The following is a 14,700-nucleotide window of genomic DNA, read 5'->3' on the forward strand; positions in this document are numbered from 1 at the left end:
CCGTGACGTGACCGCTGGCGTTTTACCTTTACCAGAGAAAATCCAGCCTTCGTGATGCGCCTTCCTTCCATGAGTACCCTGCGGCGCATTGCCGTCCCCCTCGCTTTTGGCGGCAACAGCGAGCAGCAGCACACGTATTTCGCGGAATTGCACCGGGTCGGCATGGTGACGCAACTGCTAGGCATCATCGCCTACAGCCTGACCTGGCTGCTGATGCCCGATCCCTATCATCCGAACTTCTCGCACGCCGTGCTGGCGCTGCTGGGCATGTTGACGAGCCTGATCGTGCGCTACCGCTGCACCACCTTGCCCGTGCTGACGATTACGGGCGCCTGCGCCGTGCTGACCCTGACCTTCGGCTTGCGCACCATGGCCGACGCCGTCCACCACGCCAGTTTCTGGGTCTTGCCCGTGGGCGTCTTCATGACCCTGGCCATCGCTTCCATCTTCAATGGCGGCCTCAGCTACCTGGCCGTCGTGGCCGGCGTGTGGTGGAACGTGGGCCACGGCCTGTATCCGGTGAACGCGGGCTTGCCCGACGAATCCTGGGCGCCATTGATGATCGCCGTCAGCGTGCTGTTCGGGCTGGCGCTGAATGTCAGCTTCAGCTTATTGCGTTTGCGCAACTATCACTCCAAGGTGGAATTGACGCGGCTGGCCTTCCAGGACGGCTTGACGGGCCTCAATAACCGCCGCATGTTCACGCAGCGCGCCCAGCAGATGCATGGCGCGCCGCACGGCGGCATGCTGTACTTCCTGATGATCGATATCGACGATTTCAAGATCATCAACGACCAGCAGGGCCACGATGCGGGCGACGAGGTGCTGGTGCGCACGGCCGCCATCATCGCCGACAAGGCGCAAGGCCATCTGTGCGGGCGCCTGGGCGGCGAGGAGTTCGGCATCGTCTACGCGGGCGACCGCGACGCGGCGCGCGCCTTTGCCGGCGCCCTGGTCGAGGCCGTCAGTCAGGCTTTCCATGCGGCACAGTTTGTGTCGATCAGCGTGGGCGTGGCCGAGCTGGACCGGGGCAAGGAGCTGGGCCACAGCTACCGGCTGGCCGACGAGGCGCTGTACCTGGCCAAGCGGCAGGGCAAGAACCGCTACGTGATCGCCTGATCGTCGGCTGACGGTGTTGTTGTCGCGTCATAAATGGCCGCTGTGCGGGGCAAAAGGGTGGCAAAGGCCCAAGTTCCGGTCATAAGGCAGGGGTAAAACGGGTATAATGCGCGCAAAGGAAATTTGCCGTACGAAAGATATTGTCATACCTACCTTTAACCCGCAGCCACGCTGCATCAACCACCTTCCAATCATGTTGATACTGCCGGGTTCCAATGCCCTGTCCCATTTCCGTAGCCACCGTCTGTTAAGCCAACTGCAAGCCGTTTCGCCTGCGATTGTTGCCGTGCAAGCACGCTATGTCCATTTCATCGATGCCAGCGCGCCTCTCACCAACGACGACAGCACGCGCCTTGGCGCCTTGCTGACGTACGGCGAGCCGGCCCACGCTGACAATACGGAAGGCGCTGCCGAAGAATTCTTCGTCATCCCCCGTTTCGGCACGATTTCGCCGTGGGCTTCGAAAGCCACGGACATCGCGCACAACTGCGGCATGGCGCACATCAAGCGCGTCGAACGCGGCATCGCTTTCCGCATCAACCTGAAATCGGGCATCCTGGGCAGCGCCATTGGCGCCGGCAAATTGACGGACGAGCAAGTGCAAGCTGTGGCCGACCTGCTGCACGACCGCATGACGGAATCCGTGCTGCGCAGCGCGGACGACGCCAAGGACCTGTTCCGCACCCTGGAAGCACGTCCATTGGAATCGATCGACTTGCTGGGGCAGGGCAAGCTTGCTTTGGAAACGGCGAACACGGAACTGGGCCTGGCGATGTCGGAAGACGAAATCGACTACCTGGACGCCGCCTTCACCAAGGCCGGCCGCAACCCGACGGACGTGGAACTGATGATGTTCGCGCAGGCGAACAGCGAGCATTGCCGCCACAAGATCTTCAACGCCGACTGGACCATCGACGGCGTGGCGCAGCCCAAGTCCCTGTTCGGCATGATCAAGAACACGCATGAACTGCAGCCGAAAGGCACCGTCGTCGCCTACAGCGACAACTCGTCCATCATGGAAGGCGCGACCGTGTCGCGCTTCTACCCGCGCGGCGACAAGCACGAATACGCGGCGTCGACGGAACTGACGCACACCCTGATGAAGGTGGAAACGCATAACCACCCGACGGCGATTTCTCCATTCCCCGGCGCCTCCACGGGCGCGGGCGGCGAGATCCGCGACGAGGGCGCGACGGGCCGAGGCGCCAAGCCGAAAGCCGGTTTGACGGGTTTCACCGTATCGAACTTGTCGCTGCCGGACGCCGTGCGCAGCTGGGAAACGGCCGCTTCCGTGACGGTGCCATTGGCCGCGCGTATTGATGCAGATCATGCAGATCAATACGGCAAACCGGAACGCATCGCTTCGCCCCTGCAAATCATGATCGAAGGCCCATTGGGCGGCGCCGCGTTCTCGAACGAATTCGGCCGTCCAGTCCTGGGAGGCTACTTCCGCACGTATGAGCAGAACGTCGGCGCGCAAGAAGCTGGCGCACCGGACGCCGTCTTCGGCTACCACAAGCCGATCATGATCGCTGGCGGCATCGGCAATATCTCGGCGCAGCACACGCACAAGAACGACATCCCCGTCGGCAGCCTGCTGGTGCAGCTGGGTGGCCCGGGCATGCGCATCGGCATGGGCGGCAGCGCAGCTTCGTCGATGACCACCGGCAGCAACACGGCCGACCTGGACTTCGACTCCGTCCAGCGCGGCAATCCGGAAATGGAACGCCGCGCCCAGGAAGTCATCAACGCCTGCTGGCAAATGGGCGCGGACAATCCGATCATCTCCATCCACGACGTGGGTGCGGGCGGCTTGTCGAACGCCTTCCCGGAAATCACCAACGACGCCAAGCGCGGCGCGATTTTCGACCTGCGCAAGGTGCCGCTGGAAGAATCGGGCATGGCGCCGAAGGAAATCTGGAGCAATGAGTCGCAGGAACGCTACGTTCTCGCCATCGCGCCGGAAAGCCTGCCGCTGTTCAAAGCCATGTGCGAACGTGAACGCTGCCTGTTCGCCGCCGTGGGCGTGGCCACCGAAGAGCGTCAATTGAAGCTGATCGACCCGGAACTCGGTAACGAGCCGGTCGACATGCCGATGGACGTCTTGCTGGGCAAGCCGCCAAAGATGCAGCGCGACGTGGTCCACGTGGCCAACGATTTCCCTGCCATCGACTTGACGGGCATGGACCTGGTTGATGTAGCGCAAAAAGTGCTGCTGCTGCCGACCGTGGCCGACAAATCCTTCCTGATCACCATCGGCGACCGCAGCGTGGGCGGCATGACCGTGCGCGACCAGATGGTGGGACCATGGCAAGTGCCGGTGGCCGATTGCGCCGTCACCACCATGAGCTTCGAGGGTTATCTGGGCGAAGCGATGGCCATGGGCGAACGCACGCCGCTGGCCGTCATCGATGCCGCCGCCTCGGGCCGCATGGCCGTGGGCGAAGCCGTCACCAACATCGCCGCCGCGGCGATCGGCGACATTTCCGACATCAAATTGTCCGCCAACTGGATGGCCGCCTGCGGCCAGCCTGGCCAGGACGCGGCCCTGTACGACACGGTAAAAGCCGTCGGCATGGACCTGTGCCCGGCGCTGGGCATCAGCATCCCCGTCGGCAAGGATTCGCTGTCGATGCGCACGACGTGGAAAGACGAGAGCACGGGCGCGGCGAAATCCGTCACGTCGCCGGTGTCCCTGATCGTTTCCTCGTTCGCGCCGGTGACGGACGTGCGCAAGTCGCTCACGCCGCAGCTGAAAACGGACAAGGGCGACACGTCCTTGATCTTGATCGACCTGGGCCGCGGCAAGAACCGCCTGGGCGCCTCGGCGCTGGCGCAAGTCATGGGCCAGCTGGGCAATGAAACGCCGGACGTGGACAGCGCGGAAGACTTGAAAGGCTTCTTCGCCGCCATTCAAAAGCTCAACAGCGACGACAAGCTGCTGGCCTACCATGACCGTTCGGACGGCGGCCTGTACGCCACCCTGACGGAAATGGCCTTCGCCGGCCATACGGGCATGTCCGTCAACCTGGACATGCTGACCATGGAAGGCGAGCACTCGAGCGACTGGGGCGACGCCAAGAACTGGACGGGCCAGGTGGCGGAACGCCGCAACGAACTGACCCTGCGCGCCCTGTTCAGCGAAGAGCTGGGCGCCGTGATCCAGGTGCGCGCGGAAGAAAAATCGCTCGTCATGGACGTGCTGCGCACCTTCAACCTGGGCGCCTGCAGCCATATCATCGGCAAATTGAACGACCGCGACGTGATCGAATTCACACGCGACGCCAAGCTGATCTACACCCAGCCGCGCGCGGACCTGCACCGCCTGTGGAGCGAAACGAGCTGGCGCATCGCCCGCCTGCGCGACAATCCGGCCTGCGCGGACGCCGAGTACGACCGCCTGCTGGACGTGCAAGATCCGGGCATGTCGCCTATCGTCACCTTCGACCAGAACGACAACATCGCCGCGCCATTCATCGCCACCGGCGTGCGTCCGCGTGTCGCCATCCTGCGCGAGCAGGGCGTCAACTCGCACATCGAGACGGCGTACGTGATGCACCAGGCGGGCTTCACGGCTGTCGACGTGCACATGAGCGACCTGATTGCGGGCCGCGTGAAACTGGACGACTTCCAGGGCGTCATCGCCGTGGGCGGCTTCTCGTACGGCGATGTGCTGGGCGCGGGCGAAGGCTGGGCGAAGACGATTCTGTTCAACGCCAGCCTGGCGGAACAGTTCGCGCGCTTCTTCAACCGCACGGACAGCTTCGGCCTCGGTATCTGCAACGGCTGCCAGATGATGAGCAACCTGAAATCCATCATCCCCGGCGCCCACGCCTGGCCCAAGTTCACGCGCAACAAGTCGGAGAAATTCGAAGGCCGCTTTGCCATGGTCGAAGTGATGGACTCCCCATCGATCTTCTTCAACGGCATGGCCGGCACCCAAGCCGGCATCGCCATCGCCCACGGCGAAGGCTACGCCGACTTCTCGCAAACGGGCGACATCACCCAGGTCACCAAAGCCATGCGCTTTGTCGACAACAAGGGCGCCGCCACCGAAGCGTATCCGTACAACCCGAACGGCTCGCCGGAAGGCATCACCTCCGTCACCACGCCAGACGGCCGCTTCACCGTGCTGATGCCGCACGCGGAGCGCGTGTTCCGCAGCGTGCAGCAGTCCTACCACCCTGAAGCATGGGGCGAGGATTCGCCGTGGATGCGCATGTTCAGGAATGCGCGGAAGTTTGTGGGGTAATTAGTTCGCTTGCAGGGCAGCGCTGGAGTTCAAGGTGCTGCTGCTGGGGTAAGAAGGAGAAAGCCGCTGTCGGGAGACAGCGGTTTTTTATTTTCCATCATTCAATGATTTAAATATTTTTATTGAGCAACATAATTTTATTGTATTGCACGTTCAGAAATTATCTCTTTCAATTAATGCGCGTAAAAAATATGGAAGTTCTCGGCCCATCATCCATATATCCTTGTCTGGGGAATAGATATCTCTCATCATTGGATTTTCAAGGGTAAAACTTACTAACTGAGAGAATTTTTCTATTGTTCTTTCTTTTTTCTCTCTTGATAGAGTTAAACTACGAAGACTTTTTAAGGTTTCCATTCCAGAATCGTAAAGCCAGGGGAAATCTTCTTTTAATAAACTTATTGCAATCTGAAATCCAGTGAATTTGTCCAGGAACGTATGGCTGTTGTTTAATAATTCCTCAAAGAACATCGGATGAAATCTGCGATTTTTCCTCATTCTCCGTGGTTCTCCATCAAAATCCATTCGCTTTGCCACTTTTTCTACAGCAATTCTTATGGACTCGACTTCTTTAGTGAATTCTCCATCGGGATTTCTTAAGAGTTTTTGATTGCTTCTTGTTAAATCCAATATTTCTTCTAGTATTTTCCCTGTCGTATCAATGATTTCTTCTTTTTCTTCATTGAATGACGATTCAATATTAATTTTGTGTAGCGAATTAAGTTGTTCTTCAAGTGTTGGGTACCATACTGAGAATGCTTTTTCTAGCCGTTCTTCGCTTAAATTTTCAGTAGCACACGCTCTATTTAATGATGATATTAACTTCCTGATATCTTCTTTTTCGAAAATTGTCGACTGGAATTGCAGAATTGGGCCGCTAACTTCTGACCGTTTTATGTCGAATAAGAAAGGGCTAACAGAGGCCTTTTCCATTGTTTTTGATAGCGCCCCTGCTTCAAATGTTAGCCATGGAGCATGAACATTTTCTTTTGTTACGCATAATATCCCAAAACTGGAATCCTCTAATTCTTGAGCAATGTCCGTGCTCCACCTCGCACCCTTGTCAATATCCTCAGAAGAAACATAAGGGACAATGGACTGAATGACTGATGGTAACCAATCTCTAAAAATTATGGCAGTCTTATGGCTTGTTATGCCTGACCAGCTAAGAAAAACCTTCATGTTTGCCTTTAAATTTCTTTAATAAAATTTCATTTCTGAAAATTGCGTTTACAACTTATTAGTCACCCCCACAATCACTACCGCCGACGGCACCAATAAAAACTGCGCAATCAGCGTCCCCGCCAGCCGGCTCCCCACCAGCCACACCACCGCCCGTCGGAATTGCGATTCTTCGATCTTGCCCTCGATGACGTCATCCGTCATGCCCGACATGTGCGGGTCGATGAAGACGGCCATCATGATGGTGGCGCCGCCGTTGATGATCGATGACAGGGTGCTGGAGGTGACGCGCACGCCGGGGTCCAGCACGCCTGCGTACAGTGCCGCGAAGACGCCCACCGTCCACAGGGCCGTGGCGATGACGTTCATGGCGGTCATGGAGATGGAGACGCCGGATTTTTCGCGCAGGCCGGTGACGTTGGCGGGCTTGGGCAGGCTGGCGGAGGTCTTGAGGTAGGACAAGCCGCCCTTGAAGACGGCGTGCAGCAGCAGTTTCGGTACCGACCTGTGTACCTGGAAATGTTCGACGGCGCGGCAAAAGGCGCGCTGGAAGGTGGGGATCAGTATCGCGCCCAGTAAGGTCGCCAGACTGGCGGAGAACAGCAGCCAGCGGAAGTCTAGCAATAGCGTGCTGGCGGCCACGTGCTGGTCTATGCCTGTTTCCACGCGCTTGGCGAGGAATGGTCCCAGGAAGGAGTTCGAAGTGCGCGACAGCAGCATCAGGATGCTGAACAGGGCCAGGGACACGGCGATGCGCCGCGTGCGGATGCCGGCGATGCGCACGGAGTAGGCGAGGGTGCCGATGATGTGGATGATGAACGTCAGTGCGCAAATCAACAGCAATTGCTTGTCCATCACAACCTTGCAGTGAAGAAAATGTAATTCCATGCTGCCATGAAGTTACTTATTTTTCAACTGTAAATTATTTAACGTTGCGTGTGGCTCAATTGGTGTTGGATTGCAGTTGTTTTTCAGGGCAAGGCATGGCGATCGGCAAACGCGGCGCGCGCAGTTGCGTGCTTGTTGCTCGTCCCTTGCTTGTATTTCAAGCTTGCACCCTCAACTATCCCTGGTGGCGGCATGTCTTGCCGCTCGATATGCATCAACCACCCCGGAGGTACACCATGAGTTTCGATTCCTTTCTGTCCAAACTGAAGACCAAAGCCAGCGAACTGAAGACCGAAGCCCTGAAGTACAAGAACAAGGATTTCCTGAACGCCGCGATGGCAGGCTCGGCCTTGATCGCCATGGCCGACGGCAGGGTCAGTGCGGAAGAGAAGCAGAAGATGGTGAAGTTTATTGAAAGCAATGACGCGCTGTCCGTGTTTACCACCACGGATGTGATCAAGGCTTTCCAGGAATATGTCGGCCAGCTGGAGTTCGACAAGGATATCGGTGAAGCCAAGGCGTATCAGGCGCTGGGCAAGATGAAGTCGAATGTGGAGGCGTCGCGCCTGCTGGTGCGCATGATTATCGCCGTCGCTTCGTCGGACGGCAATTTCGATGCCAACGAGCAGCGCGTGGCCGGCAAGATCGCGCGCGAGCTGGGCTTGGCTCCGGCGGAGTTCGAGCTGCAGTAAGCGCCAAGCCAGCCGGCCCCGGCTGGGACTGGCTAGCTTAATCCTTGTCCCACCACGGCGGCGCGCTCTCCGACCTCGGGCATGCCATCTTCAATGGACTTATCTTGTAGCGGATCTCGATCACCTGCCCATGGTGGAACGGACCGCGTATCCAGTCGCCGGAATTAAAGAGGTAGGACTTGCCATTGATGCAGCGTTCGGTCGGCAGGTCGCCGATGGGGCCGGTCGAACGCAGGGTGACGCGCACTTCGCCAGTTGCATCGAGCGGCGCGTCGGCGCTTGCATACAGTATATCGATGCCGACATCGCAGACACTGGTGCTGCCTATCTTGCTGCAGTACTTGGTATACGTTTCCTGGCGCGCCATGACCATGTGATCTTCATGCCGCATCGGCTTGCCATCGTCAAAGGTAAAGCGCAGGATGACTTGCGTGGGCTCGCTGGCAGGATGGCGCGTGGTGCTGGTGCAGGCGGCGCTGACCAGGGCCAGCAAGGGCCAGGCCAGCAGGCGCAGGACGCGGCGCAGCAGCGCCGGGATCGGGTTGTTGCCGGATGGATGCTGCATGTAGCGTTGCCATTTGTCTCATGAACGGGGCGCCGATCATAGCATGCGCCGGCGGCGGTTCCGCTAGCGCGCGCCGCGATTCAATTCCTGCAACACCTTCTTGCACAGCACGCCATAGCCGACGCCCGTGCCCCGTTTGTGCGCGGCCAGGTCGTAGCCGGCGCTGATGTCGTCCCACGCCACGCTGCCGGGCAGGGGGCGCAAGTCGTCGTCAAGGTCCATCTCGAAATGAATGAAGTGGCCATCGGCGCTCAGCAGCTTGCCGTACACGGCGGGCATGCCGGGGCAGGCTAGTTTCAGGTCGAGCATGAGGGCCGTGCCCAGCGCCACGCCATGGCTGGCGGCGCATTGGCGCAAGGCGTCGGGCAGGGGACGGGCGCGCCACCAAGCCGCCGTCTGCTTGATGGCGGCCTGGGTCAGCGCGTTTTGCTGTTGCACAGAATACTGTTTGCTCATGGCTGTCACCCATGCGGCATGCGGCTTGCCGCCCTAACGCGATGCCAGGCTCATGCTTTGTACATGGGCGGGCACAATCTCGCCGCTGGCCAGTTTTTCGGCCGGTACCCGCATCAGCACTTCACCGCCCACGCTGCCGTCGTCGCGCAAGTCGATGCGCATGGCCAGCTGCTGGTCGAGCGCCACGAAGCTGTCGCTGCCGGTGGCGACGATGCGGTGTTCTTCCTGGTCATTGATGCGCGCGTACATGATGGCGCCGATGTTGCCCGCATTGCGCAGGTAGAGCACTTGTCCGTTCGACAACTCATAGCCGCCGCGGAACGGGGCAAACCTTTCCGCACTCATGAAATGTCTGTGTGCCGGCAATTCGATCGTTTGCAGGCGTCCGCCGGGAACGACGACGGTCTGGTTGTCGGGGAGCGTTTGTGCATTTGCCAGCAGGGCGCAGACGCCCAGGGTGCCGGCCAAGATCCATGTTTTCATTTCTTTACCCATCCTTGAACTGTGGTGCCGTTCCGCTGCCGGCGCGGCGATGTTGATGTGGGTGACAGGGAAACCGAACCGGCTGGTCCGCAAGCGCTGCTGTCACACTGGCAAGGCGCGGGCTGCCGGTCTTGCCAGTGTAGTCAGGCAATATGCAGCGCGCATCATCCGATCGGATGACACGGCCTCATGCATCGAGTAAGGCCAGGTGCGCCGTGGCGCCGTGGATCAGGGCGATCAGCTCGCCCTGGCGCCGCGTATCCGTCTTTAAATAGGTGTGATGCAGATGTGTCTTGACGGTGTTGACGCTGATGCCGCCCTGTTCGGCGATTTCTTCGATGGTGGCTCCCTGCGCCAGCGCCTTGCCCACTTGCGCCTCGGCTTGCGTCAAATCAAACAGTTGGCGCAAGGCAGGGACAGACGTGCACGTTTTCGTGGGGTCGCGCGCGATCAGCAGGGCGCAGGTGGGCTGGCAATCGGCAAGCGGGGTGACGGTCAGGGCCAGCGGCGCTTGCTGCTTGCGCGGCAGGCGCAGCGACTGGCATTGCGTAGCGCCACCGGCGCTGGCGATCACCAGGCGCACGGCGCGCACCAGCGCGGGCGGGGCCGCGTGTTCCAGTTGCGCCGCATGCAGGGCATGTCCGGCGGGGGTGGCGAAGCGCAAGGCGAGGTTGCCATCGAGCACCAGCACGGCCGCGCCCATGGCGTCGAGCGCCGCCAGCGCGCAGTGGCTGGCCAGTTGCGCCTCGCGCAGACGTTGCTGCAGGCACAGCGCGCGTTGCAGATGCGGCAGGAGTTCCTGCCATTGCTGGCCGTTCAGTCCGGCGTTGTCGAGCTGCGGCCAGTCGCCCGTGCCGCAGGCCGAGTCGTACATGGCGCCGATCAGTTTGCCCACATCCGCGGTGACTGTCCCTGTGTGCATGCTTGCCCCCAATCCTGATTACATCAGTGTGCCGCAGGCGTGCAGGTGCGGAACTGGGTAAGGGCGGTGTTGCGCAGCGATCCGCCCCACCTTTGTGAGGAGGGGCGGGTCGCTGCCTTCTGTCCTGGGCAACTATCAAGATAGTACATGCGCGGCGCCACCGCAATGCGGCGCTGGCGATGCAATCGTGCTCCTGGATAAAAAATTCCCCGATACAATAAAAAATTATCAAAAATATAAATACCAGGCGTGGGGCGGGAGTCGCATGCAATTCACTTGGCGAAAGTTCTTATGCAACCAAGCAAGCCTTACCCGAAGACGTTCCCGGCGCTGGCCCTGTGCGCGGCGCTGGCGTTTATTGGTGGCAACCCCATGGCGCAGGCTGCCGACAAGGCGGCGCCGCCCACCTCCAGCGGTGCGCGGCAGGTCAAGGTCAAGCCTGCCGATACCGCCAACCTGGTCAGCCATCTGCGGCGCGTGATCACGGATGAAACGAATGACACGCCGCCGCGCGTGCTCAATGCCTTCGTTGCCAAATACCAGCAGCGCGCGCTCGATGCGGGAATCGATGACCTCGACCGGCAGACGCAATATGTCCTGCTGGCGCTCTACACGTCGGGCAAGGCGATGGAACAGCCGCAGTTCGTGGCCCTGATGAAAAATCCGCCCGCTTCGCTGGACGCCTTTTACGACGCTCTGCACGCCTTGCCGAGTACCGTTTGGGAGGCCGGAACGCCGTTGTGGGATGCGCAGGCGGCAAAATAGGCAACCGTCGAGGCGTGACAACAATGCAGAATTGACGTGTCATTCATACGCGATTGCCGAGGGTATCCCATGGTCAAGAATCTTTTTTCGATGAAAACGGTGCTGATCGGCTTCCTGTGGCTGTTCACGGCCTTGCCGCATGCCGCGCAGGGCAAGGAAAGTCGGGAGTTGACGGTGAATTTGAGCGGCTACAACCATACCGATCACGGGGTGGGAAGCTATGAGGTGACCTTGCAGAACGGCGCCACTGCGGGGGCGGGCTATCTGGACGCGGGCCAGGGCGGCGGCGGATTGACGTGCTGCCTGTCCATTCCCCGCGTGTGGCAAGCGGGAATGACGGCAAATATCGTCATGCATACCATCAAGAATGGCAAGGATATCCGCGTGGAACAAACCGTGCCGGTGCCGAAGTATGCTCCCGCCGATGCTGGCCGGTTCGTCGTACATTTTCTGCGCAACGGCAAATACAAGGTGTTTGTCACCCGATACCTGCTCGGCCATCGTAAATACCCGCTTTCCGGGAAAGAGGCGCAATTGGAGCGGGGCGTTCCCATTGAAATTATCTGGGAGTGAAGACGCTGCGTGGCAGAGGTTGCATGCACATGAAATTCTCTGTCATAACTGGCTGGATTGAGGGCTAAATGATATTTTTCTCGCAAAGTAAATATGCCGCCTGCTTCGTGTGCATGGTCTTGTCGCTTTTGAATGCCGGCTGTGCGAGGAGTGAACGACAAATCGCCGTGAGCCTGACGGCCTACAACCATGGCGAGCATGGCGTCGGCAGTTATATGGTGACACTGGCCGATGGTTCGTCGGCGGAGGCCGGTTATCTTGCTCCTGGCGAGGGTGGCGGAGGAGACACTTGCTGCCTTTCGATACCGGCGGCATGGAAGCCGGGGATGCAGGCGGCCGTTGTCATGTATACGGTAAAAAACGGCAAGGATATCCGCGTGGAACAAACCGTACCGGTGCCGAAGTATGCGGCTGGCGATGCGGGCCGGTTCGTCGTGCATTTTCTTCACGATGGCAGCTACAAGGTCTTCGTGACCAAATACTCGCTGGGGCATCGAAAATATCCGCTTTCCGGCAAGGAGGCGGAGCTGGAGCCGGGCGTGCCCTTGGAAATCATCTGGGAATAGTGCTGCTAACTTGCGGCTGTACGTCGCGCACGGTCGGCTATCAGGCTTTGCCGCAACATGCGCGATTTCGCGTCCGTGACGCGGGCATCCTCTATCCTCGCGAGCAACTCGCCTGGATCAAATTTTTTAATTAATTTGCAATAATCTTCTGTTTCGCGCGGACAGAATTCAAGTTCCAGCAACGCAACGGTTTTTGCTGTCAAGCCACGCCGCTGCCTCTCGGACAGCAGGTCGGCACGTTGCCTTAACGCCCTGGCGAAGCCGCTCTTGATGAGCTTGCCAAAGGGCATGCCAGGGTCTTTTGTCAGTATCAGGACGGCGACGCGCACGGCAGAGGCGTTGCCGTTGCGGATGTCCAGCGCCACCTGCCTGCACACCTGCGACAGCCGCAGCCCCGGATGCGCGATTGGCGGCCCAGCATCGTATGGGTCCAGTTTTTCTCCCAGGAATTCTTCCAGCGCTTCCAGGCTGGCGATCGGTGTCATCATCAAGTTTGCTTATGTGGCCGTTGCCGGGCGACCTGAATGGCGCAGTGTACGAGGTTGTTGCTTTCAGAGCAAGCTTGCCGGGCGCGCGATGGGGAAGGGGTGAAAAAATCCCTGAAAGTTGGCACTTTGATAGCGCATGGCGCAATCCCAAGCAATCGGACGCATGGAAAACATATCCATAGGGTAAGCTTCGGGGCTAGGCTATTTCGCAACTCTATCAAAATTACATGACTTCCATAATGATCCCCGACGTCGCCCTGGTCGACAATACCGAACAACGCACGCCGCTGGTGCTTGTGCTGGACTGCTCCGGCAGCATGGATGGCGAACCCGTCTCGCTGCTGAACGAAGGCCTGGCCTTGCTGGAACAGGAACTCAAATCCGACGTGATCGCCGCCAAGCGCGTGCGCATCCTGGTGATTCAGTATGGCGCGCACGATGAGGCGGTCGTCGCCAGCAACTGGTGCGACGCCATGGATTTCACGGCGCCTCGTCTTGAAGCGAACGGCACCACGCCGACTGGCGCGGCCGTGGAACTGGCGCTGGCGGAAATCGAGCAGGAAAAGCAGCGTTTCCGCCAGGCGGGCGTGGCGTACACGCGGCCGTGGCTGTTTTTGATGTCGGACGGCGAACCGACGGACCGCTGGCAGCATGGCGCCGAACAGGCGCGCGCGGCCGAGCAGGCGAATAAAGTGGCGATCTTCCCCATCGCCGTGGGCGACCATGCAAATATCGATTCCCTGGGCGAATTCTCCAGCCGCGGTGAACGGGGCGTGAAGCAGTTGAAAGGCTTGCAGTTCCGCGAACTGTTCCTGTGGCTGAGCGCCAGCATGCAAGTGGTGTCGCAATCGCGTCCAGGTGCGCAGGCGCAACTGGCCTCGACGGACGGCTGGTCGGTCGTGAATACGTGAAAGCCCGTTGATCCATGACTGCAGTACAGAATATCTGGCGCGTGTTCGGCGCCTCCGTCACGGGCAAGGCGCACCTGGATAAAGACATCGCTTGCCAGGATGCGCATGCGCACGCCGTCGTGAATGGCGTGCTGGTCGCCATCGTTTGCGATGGCGCCGGTTCGGCCAGGCTCAGCGAGCAGGGCGCGCAGTTTGTTGCAACGCAAACCGTGCAAGCGCTGGCCGGACGGCTGGAGCAGGGCGCCACCGTGCAGGATTTGCATGACGGCGCGCTGGCGGGCACCCTGGCGCAGATCCGCGCCGCGCTGGACGACATCGCCCGCGCCGCCAACGCCACCCTCGACGACTACGCTGCCACCGTCGTCGGCGTGGTCATGGGGCAAGATGCTGGCTTCTTCTTCCACCTGGGCGACGGCCTGGGCGTGGCGCAACTGGGCGATGGCGGCGAACTCATCTCGTTGCCCGCCAACGGCGAATACGCCAACGAAACCTATTTTCTGTCGGGCGAGCGCTGGCGCGAACAGCTGCGCCTGTTGCCGATTCCCCAGTCCGCGCGCGGCGTGGTGCTGATGTCGGATGGCTGCATGCCCTTTGCCATGAGCAAGAACAATGGTGGCCTGTACGCGCCGTTCATGGATGCCGTGCAAGGCTATTTGCGGACGGTCGAAAGTATCGAGCTGGGCAATACGGCGCTGGCGTCCACTCTGGCCGACCCGCGCACGCACCAGATCACGGGCGACGACAAGACCCTGCTGCTGGCCTTGCGCGCATGAGCCGGAAGCAAGGCGTGACACCCGGCCTGAGTCCGGGTGGAAAAATTTGGCTGGATAAAGTCCGT

15 protein-coding genes are annotated in these 14,700 nt (G+C 59.9%); 8 read left to right on the plus strand and 7 right to left on the minus strand.

All coding sequences use genetic code 11. From position 1 onward, the window contains the following. Positions 1 to 54: 54 nt before the first annotated feature. Together O3301_RS02010 and purL are read left to right on the plus strand one after the other, a co-directional pair. Positions 55 to 1,119 (plus strand): GGDEF domain-containing protein, encoded by a 1,065-nt coding sequence (locus O3301_RS02010; RefSeq protein WP_289909757.1) that lies wholly within the window; start codon positions 55 to 57, stop codon positions 1,117 to 1,119. A 193-nt stretch (positions 1,120 to 1,312) separates the two neighbouring features. Next, the gene (purL, locus tag O3301_RS02015; RefSeq protein WP_305055357.1) at positions 1,313 to 5,371 is read left to right on the plus strand and encodes a phosphoribosylformylglycinamidine synthase; all 4,059 of its coding nucleotides are present in this window, start codon (positions 1,313 to 1,315) and stop codon (positions 5,369 to 5,371) included. Positions 5,372 to 5,524: 153 nt separating this feature from the next. On the opposite strand, the gene O3301_RS02020 is transcribed toward purL, so the two are convergent. Both O3301_RS02020 and O3301_RS02025 read right to left on the minus strand, forming a co-directional pair. Further along, entirely contained in the window at positions 5,525 to 6,553 is a 1,029-nt protein-coding gene (locus O3301_RS02020; protein WP_289905120.1) for a hypothetical protein, read from the minus strand. Between the two features lie 48 nt (positions 6,554 to 6,601). Beyond that, positions 6,602 to 7,408, minus strand: coding sequence for a lipid II flippase Amj family protein (locus tag O3301_RS02025; protein ID WP_305055358.1), 807 nt, complete (start codon positions 7,406 to 7,408; stop codon positions 6,602 to 6,604). Between the two features lie 269 nt (positions 7,409 to 7,677). Between O3301_RS02025 and O3301_RS02030 the strand changes: the two genes are divergently transcribed. Next, positions 7,678 to 8,133, plus strand: a complete 456-nt coding sequence (locus tag O3301_RS02030) for a tellurite resistance TerB family protein (protein WP_305055359.1) — start codon at positions 7,678 to 7,680, stop codon at positions 8,131 to 8,133. 37 nt (positions 8,134 to 8,170) lie between these two features. On the opposite strand, the gene O3301_RS02035 is transcribed toward O3301_RS02030, so the two are convergent. From O3301_RS02035 to O3301_RS02050, 4 genes are all read right to left on the minus strand, one after another. Further along, positions 8,171 to 8,698, minus strand: coding sequence for a hypothetical protein (locus tag O3301_RS02035; RefSeq protein WP_289909764.1), 528 nt, complete (start codon positions 8,696 to 8,698; stop codon positions 8,171 to 8,173). 63 nt (positions 8,699 to 8,761) lie between these two features. After that, on the minus strand, positions 8,762 to 9,154 hold the full coding sequence (locus tag O3301_RS02040; protein ID WP_289909765.1) for a hypothetical protein: 393 nt from the start codon (positions 9,152 to 9,154) through the stop codon (positions 8,762 to 8,764). A 33-nt stretch (positions 9,155 to 9,187) separates the two neighbouring features. Continuing rightward, the gene (locus tag O3301_RS02045) at positions 9,188 to 9,637 is read right to left on the minus strand and encodes a hypothetical protein (RefSeq protein WP_289909766.1); all 450 of its coding nucleotides are present in this window, start codon (positions 9,635 to 9,637) and stop codon (positions 9,188 to 9,190) included. A gap of 187 nt (positions 9,638 to 9,824) precedes the next feature. Continuing rightward, on the minus strand, positions 9,825 to 10,559 hold the full coding sequence (locus tag O3301_RS02050) for a helix-turn-helix transcriptional regulator (RefSeq protein WP_305055360.1): 735 nt from the start codon (positions 10,557 to 10,559) through the stop codon (positions 9,825 to 9,827). A gap of 291 nt (positions 10,560 to 10,850) precedes the next feature. On the opposite strand from O3301_RS02050, the gene O3301_RS02055 reads away from it, so the two are divergent. The 3 genes from O3301_RS02055 to O3301_RS02065 all read left to right on the plus strand — a co-directional run bounded on the left by O3301_RS02055 (position 10,851) and on the right by O3301_RS02065 (position 12,463). Beyond that, entirely contained in the window at positions 10,851 to 11,324 is a 474-nt protein-coding gene (locus O3301_RS02055; RefSeq protein ID WP_305055361.1) for a hypothetical protein, read from the plus strand. A gap of 69 nt (positions 11,325 to 11,393) precedes the next feature. Next, the gene (locus O3301_RS02060) at positions 11,394 to 11,897 is read left to right on the plus strand and encodes a DUF3304 domain-containing protein (RefSeq protein ID WP_305055362.1); all 504 of its coding nucleotides are present in this window, start codon (positions 11,394 to 11,396) and stop codon (positions 11,895 to 11,897) included. A gap of 68 nt (positions 11,898 to 11,965) precedes the next feature. Next, positions 11,966 to 12,463 carry a DUF3304 domain-containing protein gene (locus O3301_RS02065; RefSeq protein ID WP_305055363.1) on the plus strand — a complete coding sequence of 166 codons (498 nt, stop codon included), beginning with the start codon at positions 11,966 to 11,968 and terminating at the stop codon, positions 12,461 to 12,463. A 5-nt stretch (positions 12,464 to 12,468) separates the two neighbouring features. On the opposite strand, the gene O3301_RS02070 is transcribed toward O3301_RS02065, so the two are convergent. Then, positions 12,469 to 12,951, minus strand: coding sequence for a hypothetical protein (locus O3301_RS02070; RefSeq protein ID WP_305055364.1), 483 nt, complete (start codon positions 12,949 to 12,951; stop codon positions 12,469 to 12,471). Between the two features lie 227 nt (positions 12,952 to 13,178). On the opposite strand from O3301_RS02070, the gene O3301_RS02075 reads away from it, so the two are divergent. Continuing rightward, entirely contained in the window at positions 13,179 to 13,862 is a 684-nt protein-coding gene (locus O3301_RS02075; protein WP_077404035.1) for a VWA domain-containing protein, read from the plus strand. 14 nt (positions 13,863 to 13,876) lie between these two features. Continuing rightward, positions 13,877 to 14,635 carry a PP2C family serine/threonine-protein phosphatase gene (locus O3301_RS02080; RefSeq protein ID WP_305055365.1) on the plus strand — a complete coding sequence of 253 codons (759 nt, stop codon included), beginning with the start codon at positions 13,877 to 13,879 and terminating at the stop codon, positions 14,633 to 14,635. Positions 14,636 to 14,700: the final 65 nt, after the last annotated feature.

Origin of the sequence: Janthinobacterium sp. SUN211 (assembly GCF_030587315.1) — a bacterium.
In the GTDB taxonomy this organism is placed as follows: Bacteria; Pseudomonadota; Gammaproteobacteria; order Burkholderiales; family Burkholderiaceae_D; genus Janthinobacterium; species Janthinobacterium kumbetense.

Bases quoted from the DNA above. Each gene is read 5' to 3' on its own strand.
- O3301_RS02030 (WP_305055359.1), top strand. From the start codon at position 7,678: ATGAGTTTCGATTCCTTTCTGTCCAAACTGAAGACCAAAGCCAGCGAA.
- O3301_RS02070 (WP_305055364.1), bottom strand. From the start codon at position 12,951: ATGATGACACCGATCGCCAGCCTGGAAGCGCTGGAAGAATTCCTGGGA.
- O3301_RS02040 (WP_289909765.1), bottom strand. From the start codon at position 9,154: ATGAGCAAACAGTATTCTGTGCAACAGCAAAACGCGCTGACCCAGGCC.
- O3301_RS02035 (WP_289909764.1), bottom strand. From the start codon at position 8,698: ATGCAGCATCCATCCGGCAACAACCCGATCCCGGCGCTGCTGCGCCGC.
- O3301_RS02080 (WP_305055365.1), top strand. From the start codon at position 13,877: ATGACTGCAGTACAGAATATCTGGCGCGTGTTCGGCGCCTCCGTCACG.
- O3301_RS02060 (WP_305055362.1), top strand. From the start codon at position 11,394: ATGGTCAAGAATCTTTTTTCGATGAAAACGGTGCTGATCGGCTTCCTG.
- O3301_RS02055 (WP_305055361.1), top strand. From the start codon at position 10,851: ATGCAACCAAGCAAGCCTTACCCGAAGACGTTCCCGGCGCTGGCCCTG.
- O3301_RS02075 (WP_077404035.1), top strand. From the start codon at position 13,179: ATGACTTCCATAATGATCCCCGACGTCGCCCTGGTCGACAATACCGAA.
- O3301_RS02065 (WP_305055363.1), top strand. From the start codon at position 11,966: ATGATATTTTTCTCGCAAAGTAAATATGCCGCCTGCTTCGTGTGCATG.
- O3301_RS02010 (WP_289909757.1), top strand. From the start codon at position 55: ATGCGCCTTCCTTCCATGAGTACCCTGCGGCGCATTGCCGTCCCCCTC.
- O3301_RS02020 (WP_289905120.1), bottom strand. From the start codon at position 6,553: ATGAAGGTTTTTCTTAGCTGGTCAGGCATAACAAGCCATAAGACTGCC.
- O3301_RS02025 (WP_305055358.1), bottom strand. From the start codon at position 7,408: ATGGACAAGCAATTGCTGTTGATTTGCGCACTGACGTTCATCATCCAC.
- O3301_RS02050 (WP_305055360.1), bottom strand. From the start codon at position 10,559: ATGCACACAGGGACAGTCACCGCGGATGTGGGCAAACTGATCGGCGCC.
- purL (WP_305055357.1), top strand. From the start codon at position 1,313: ATGTTGATACTGCCGGGTTCCAATGCCCTGTCCCATTTCCGTAGCCAC.
- O3301_RS02045 (WP_289909766.1), bottom strand. From the start codon at position 9,637: ATGAAAACATGGATCTTGGCCGGCACCCTGGGCGTCTGCGCCCTGCTG.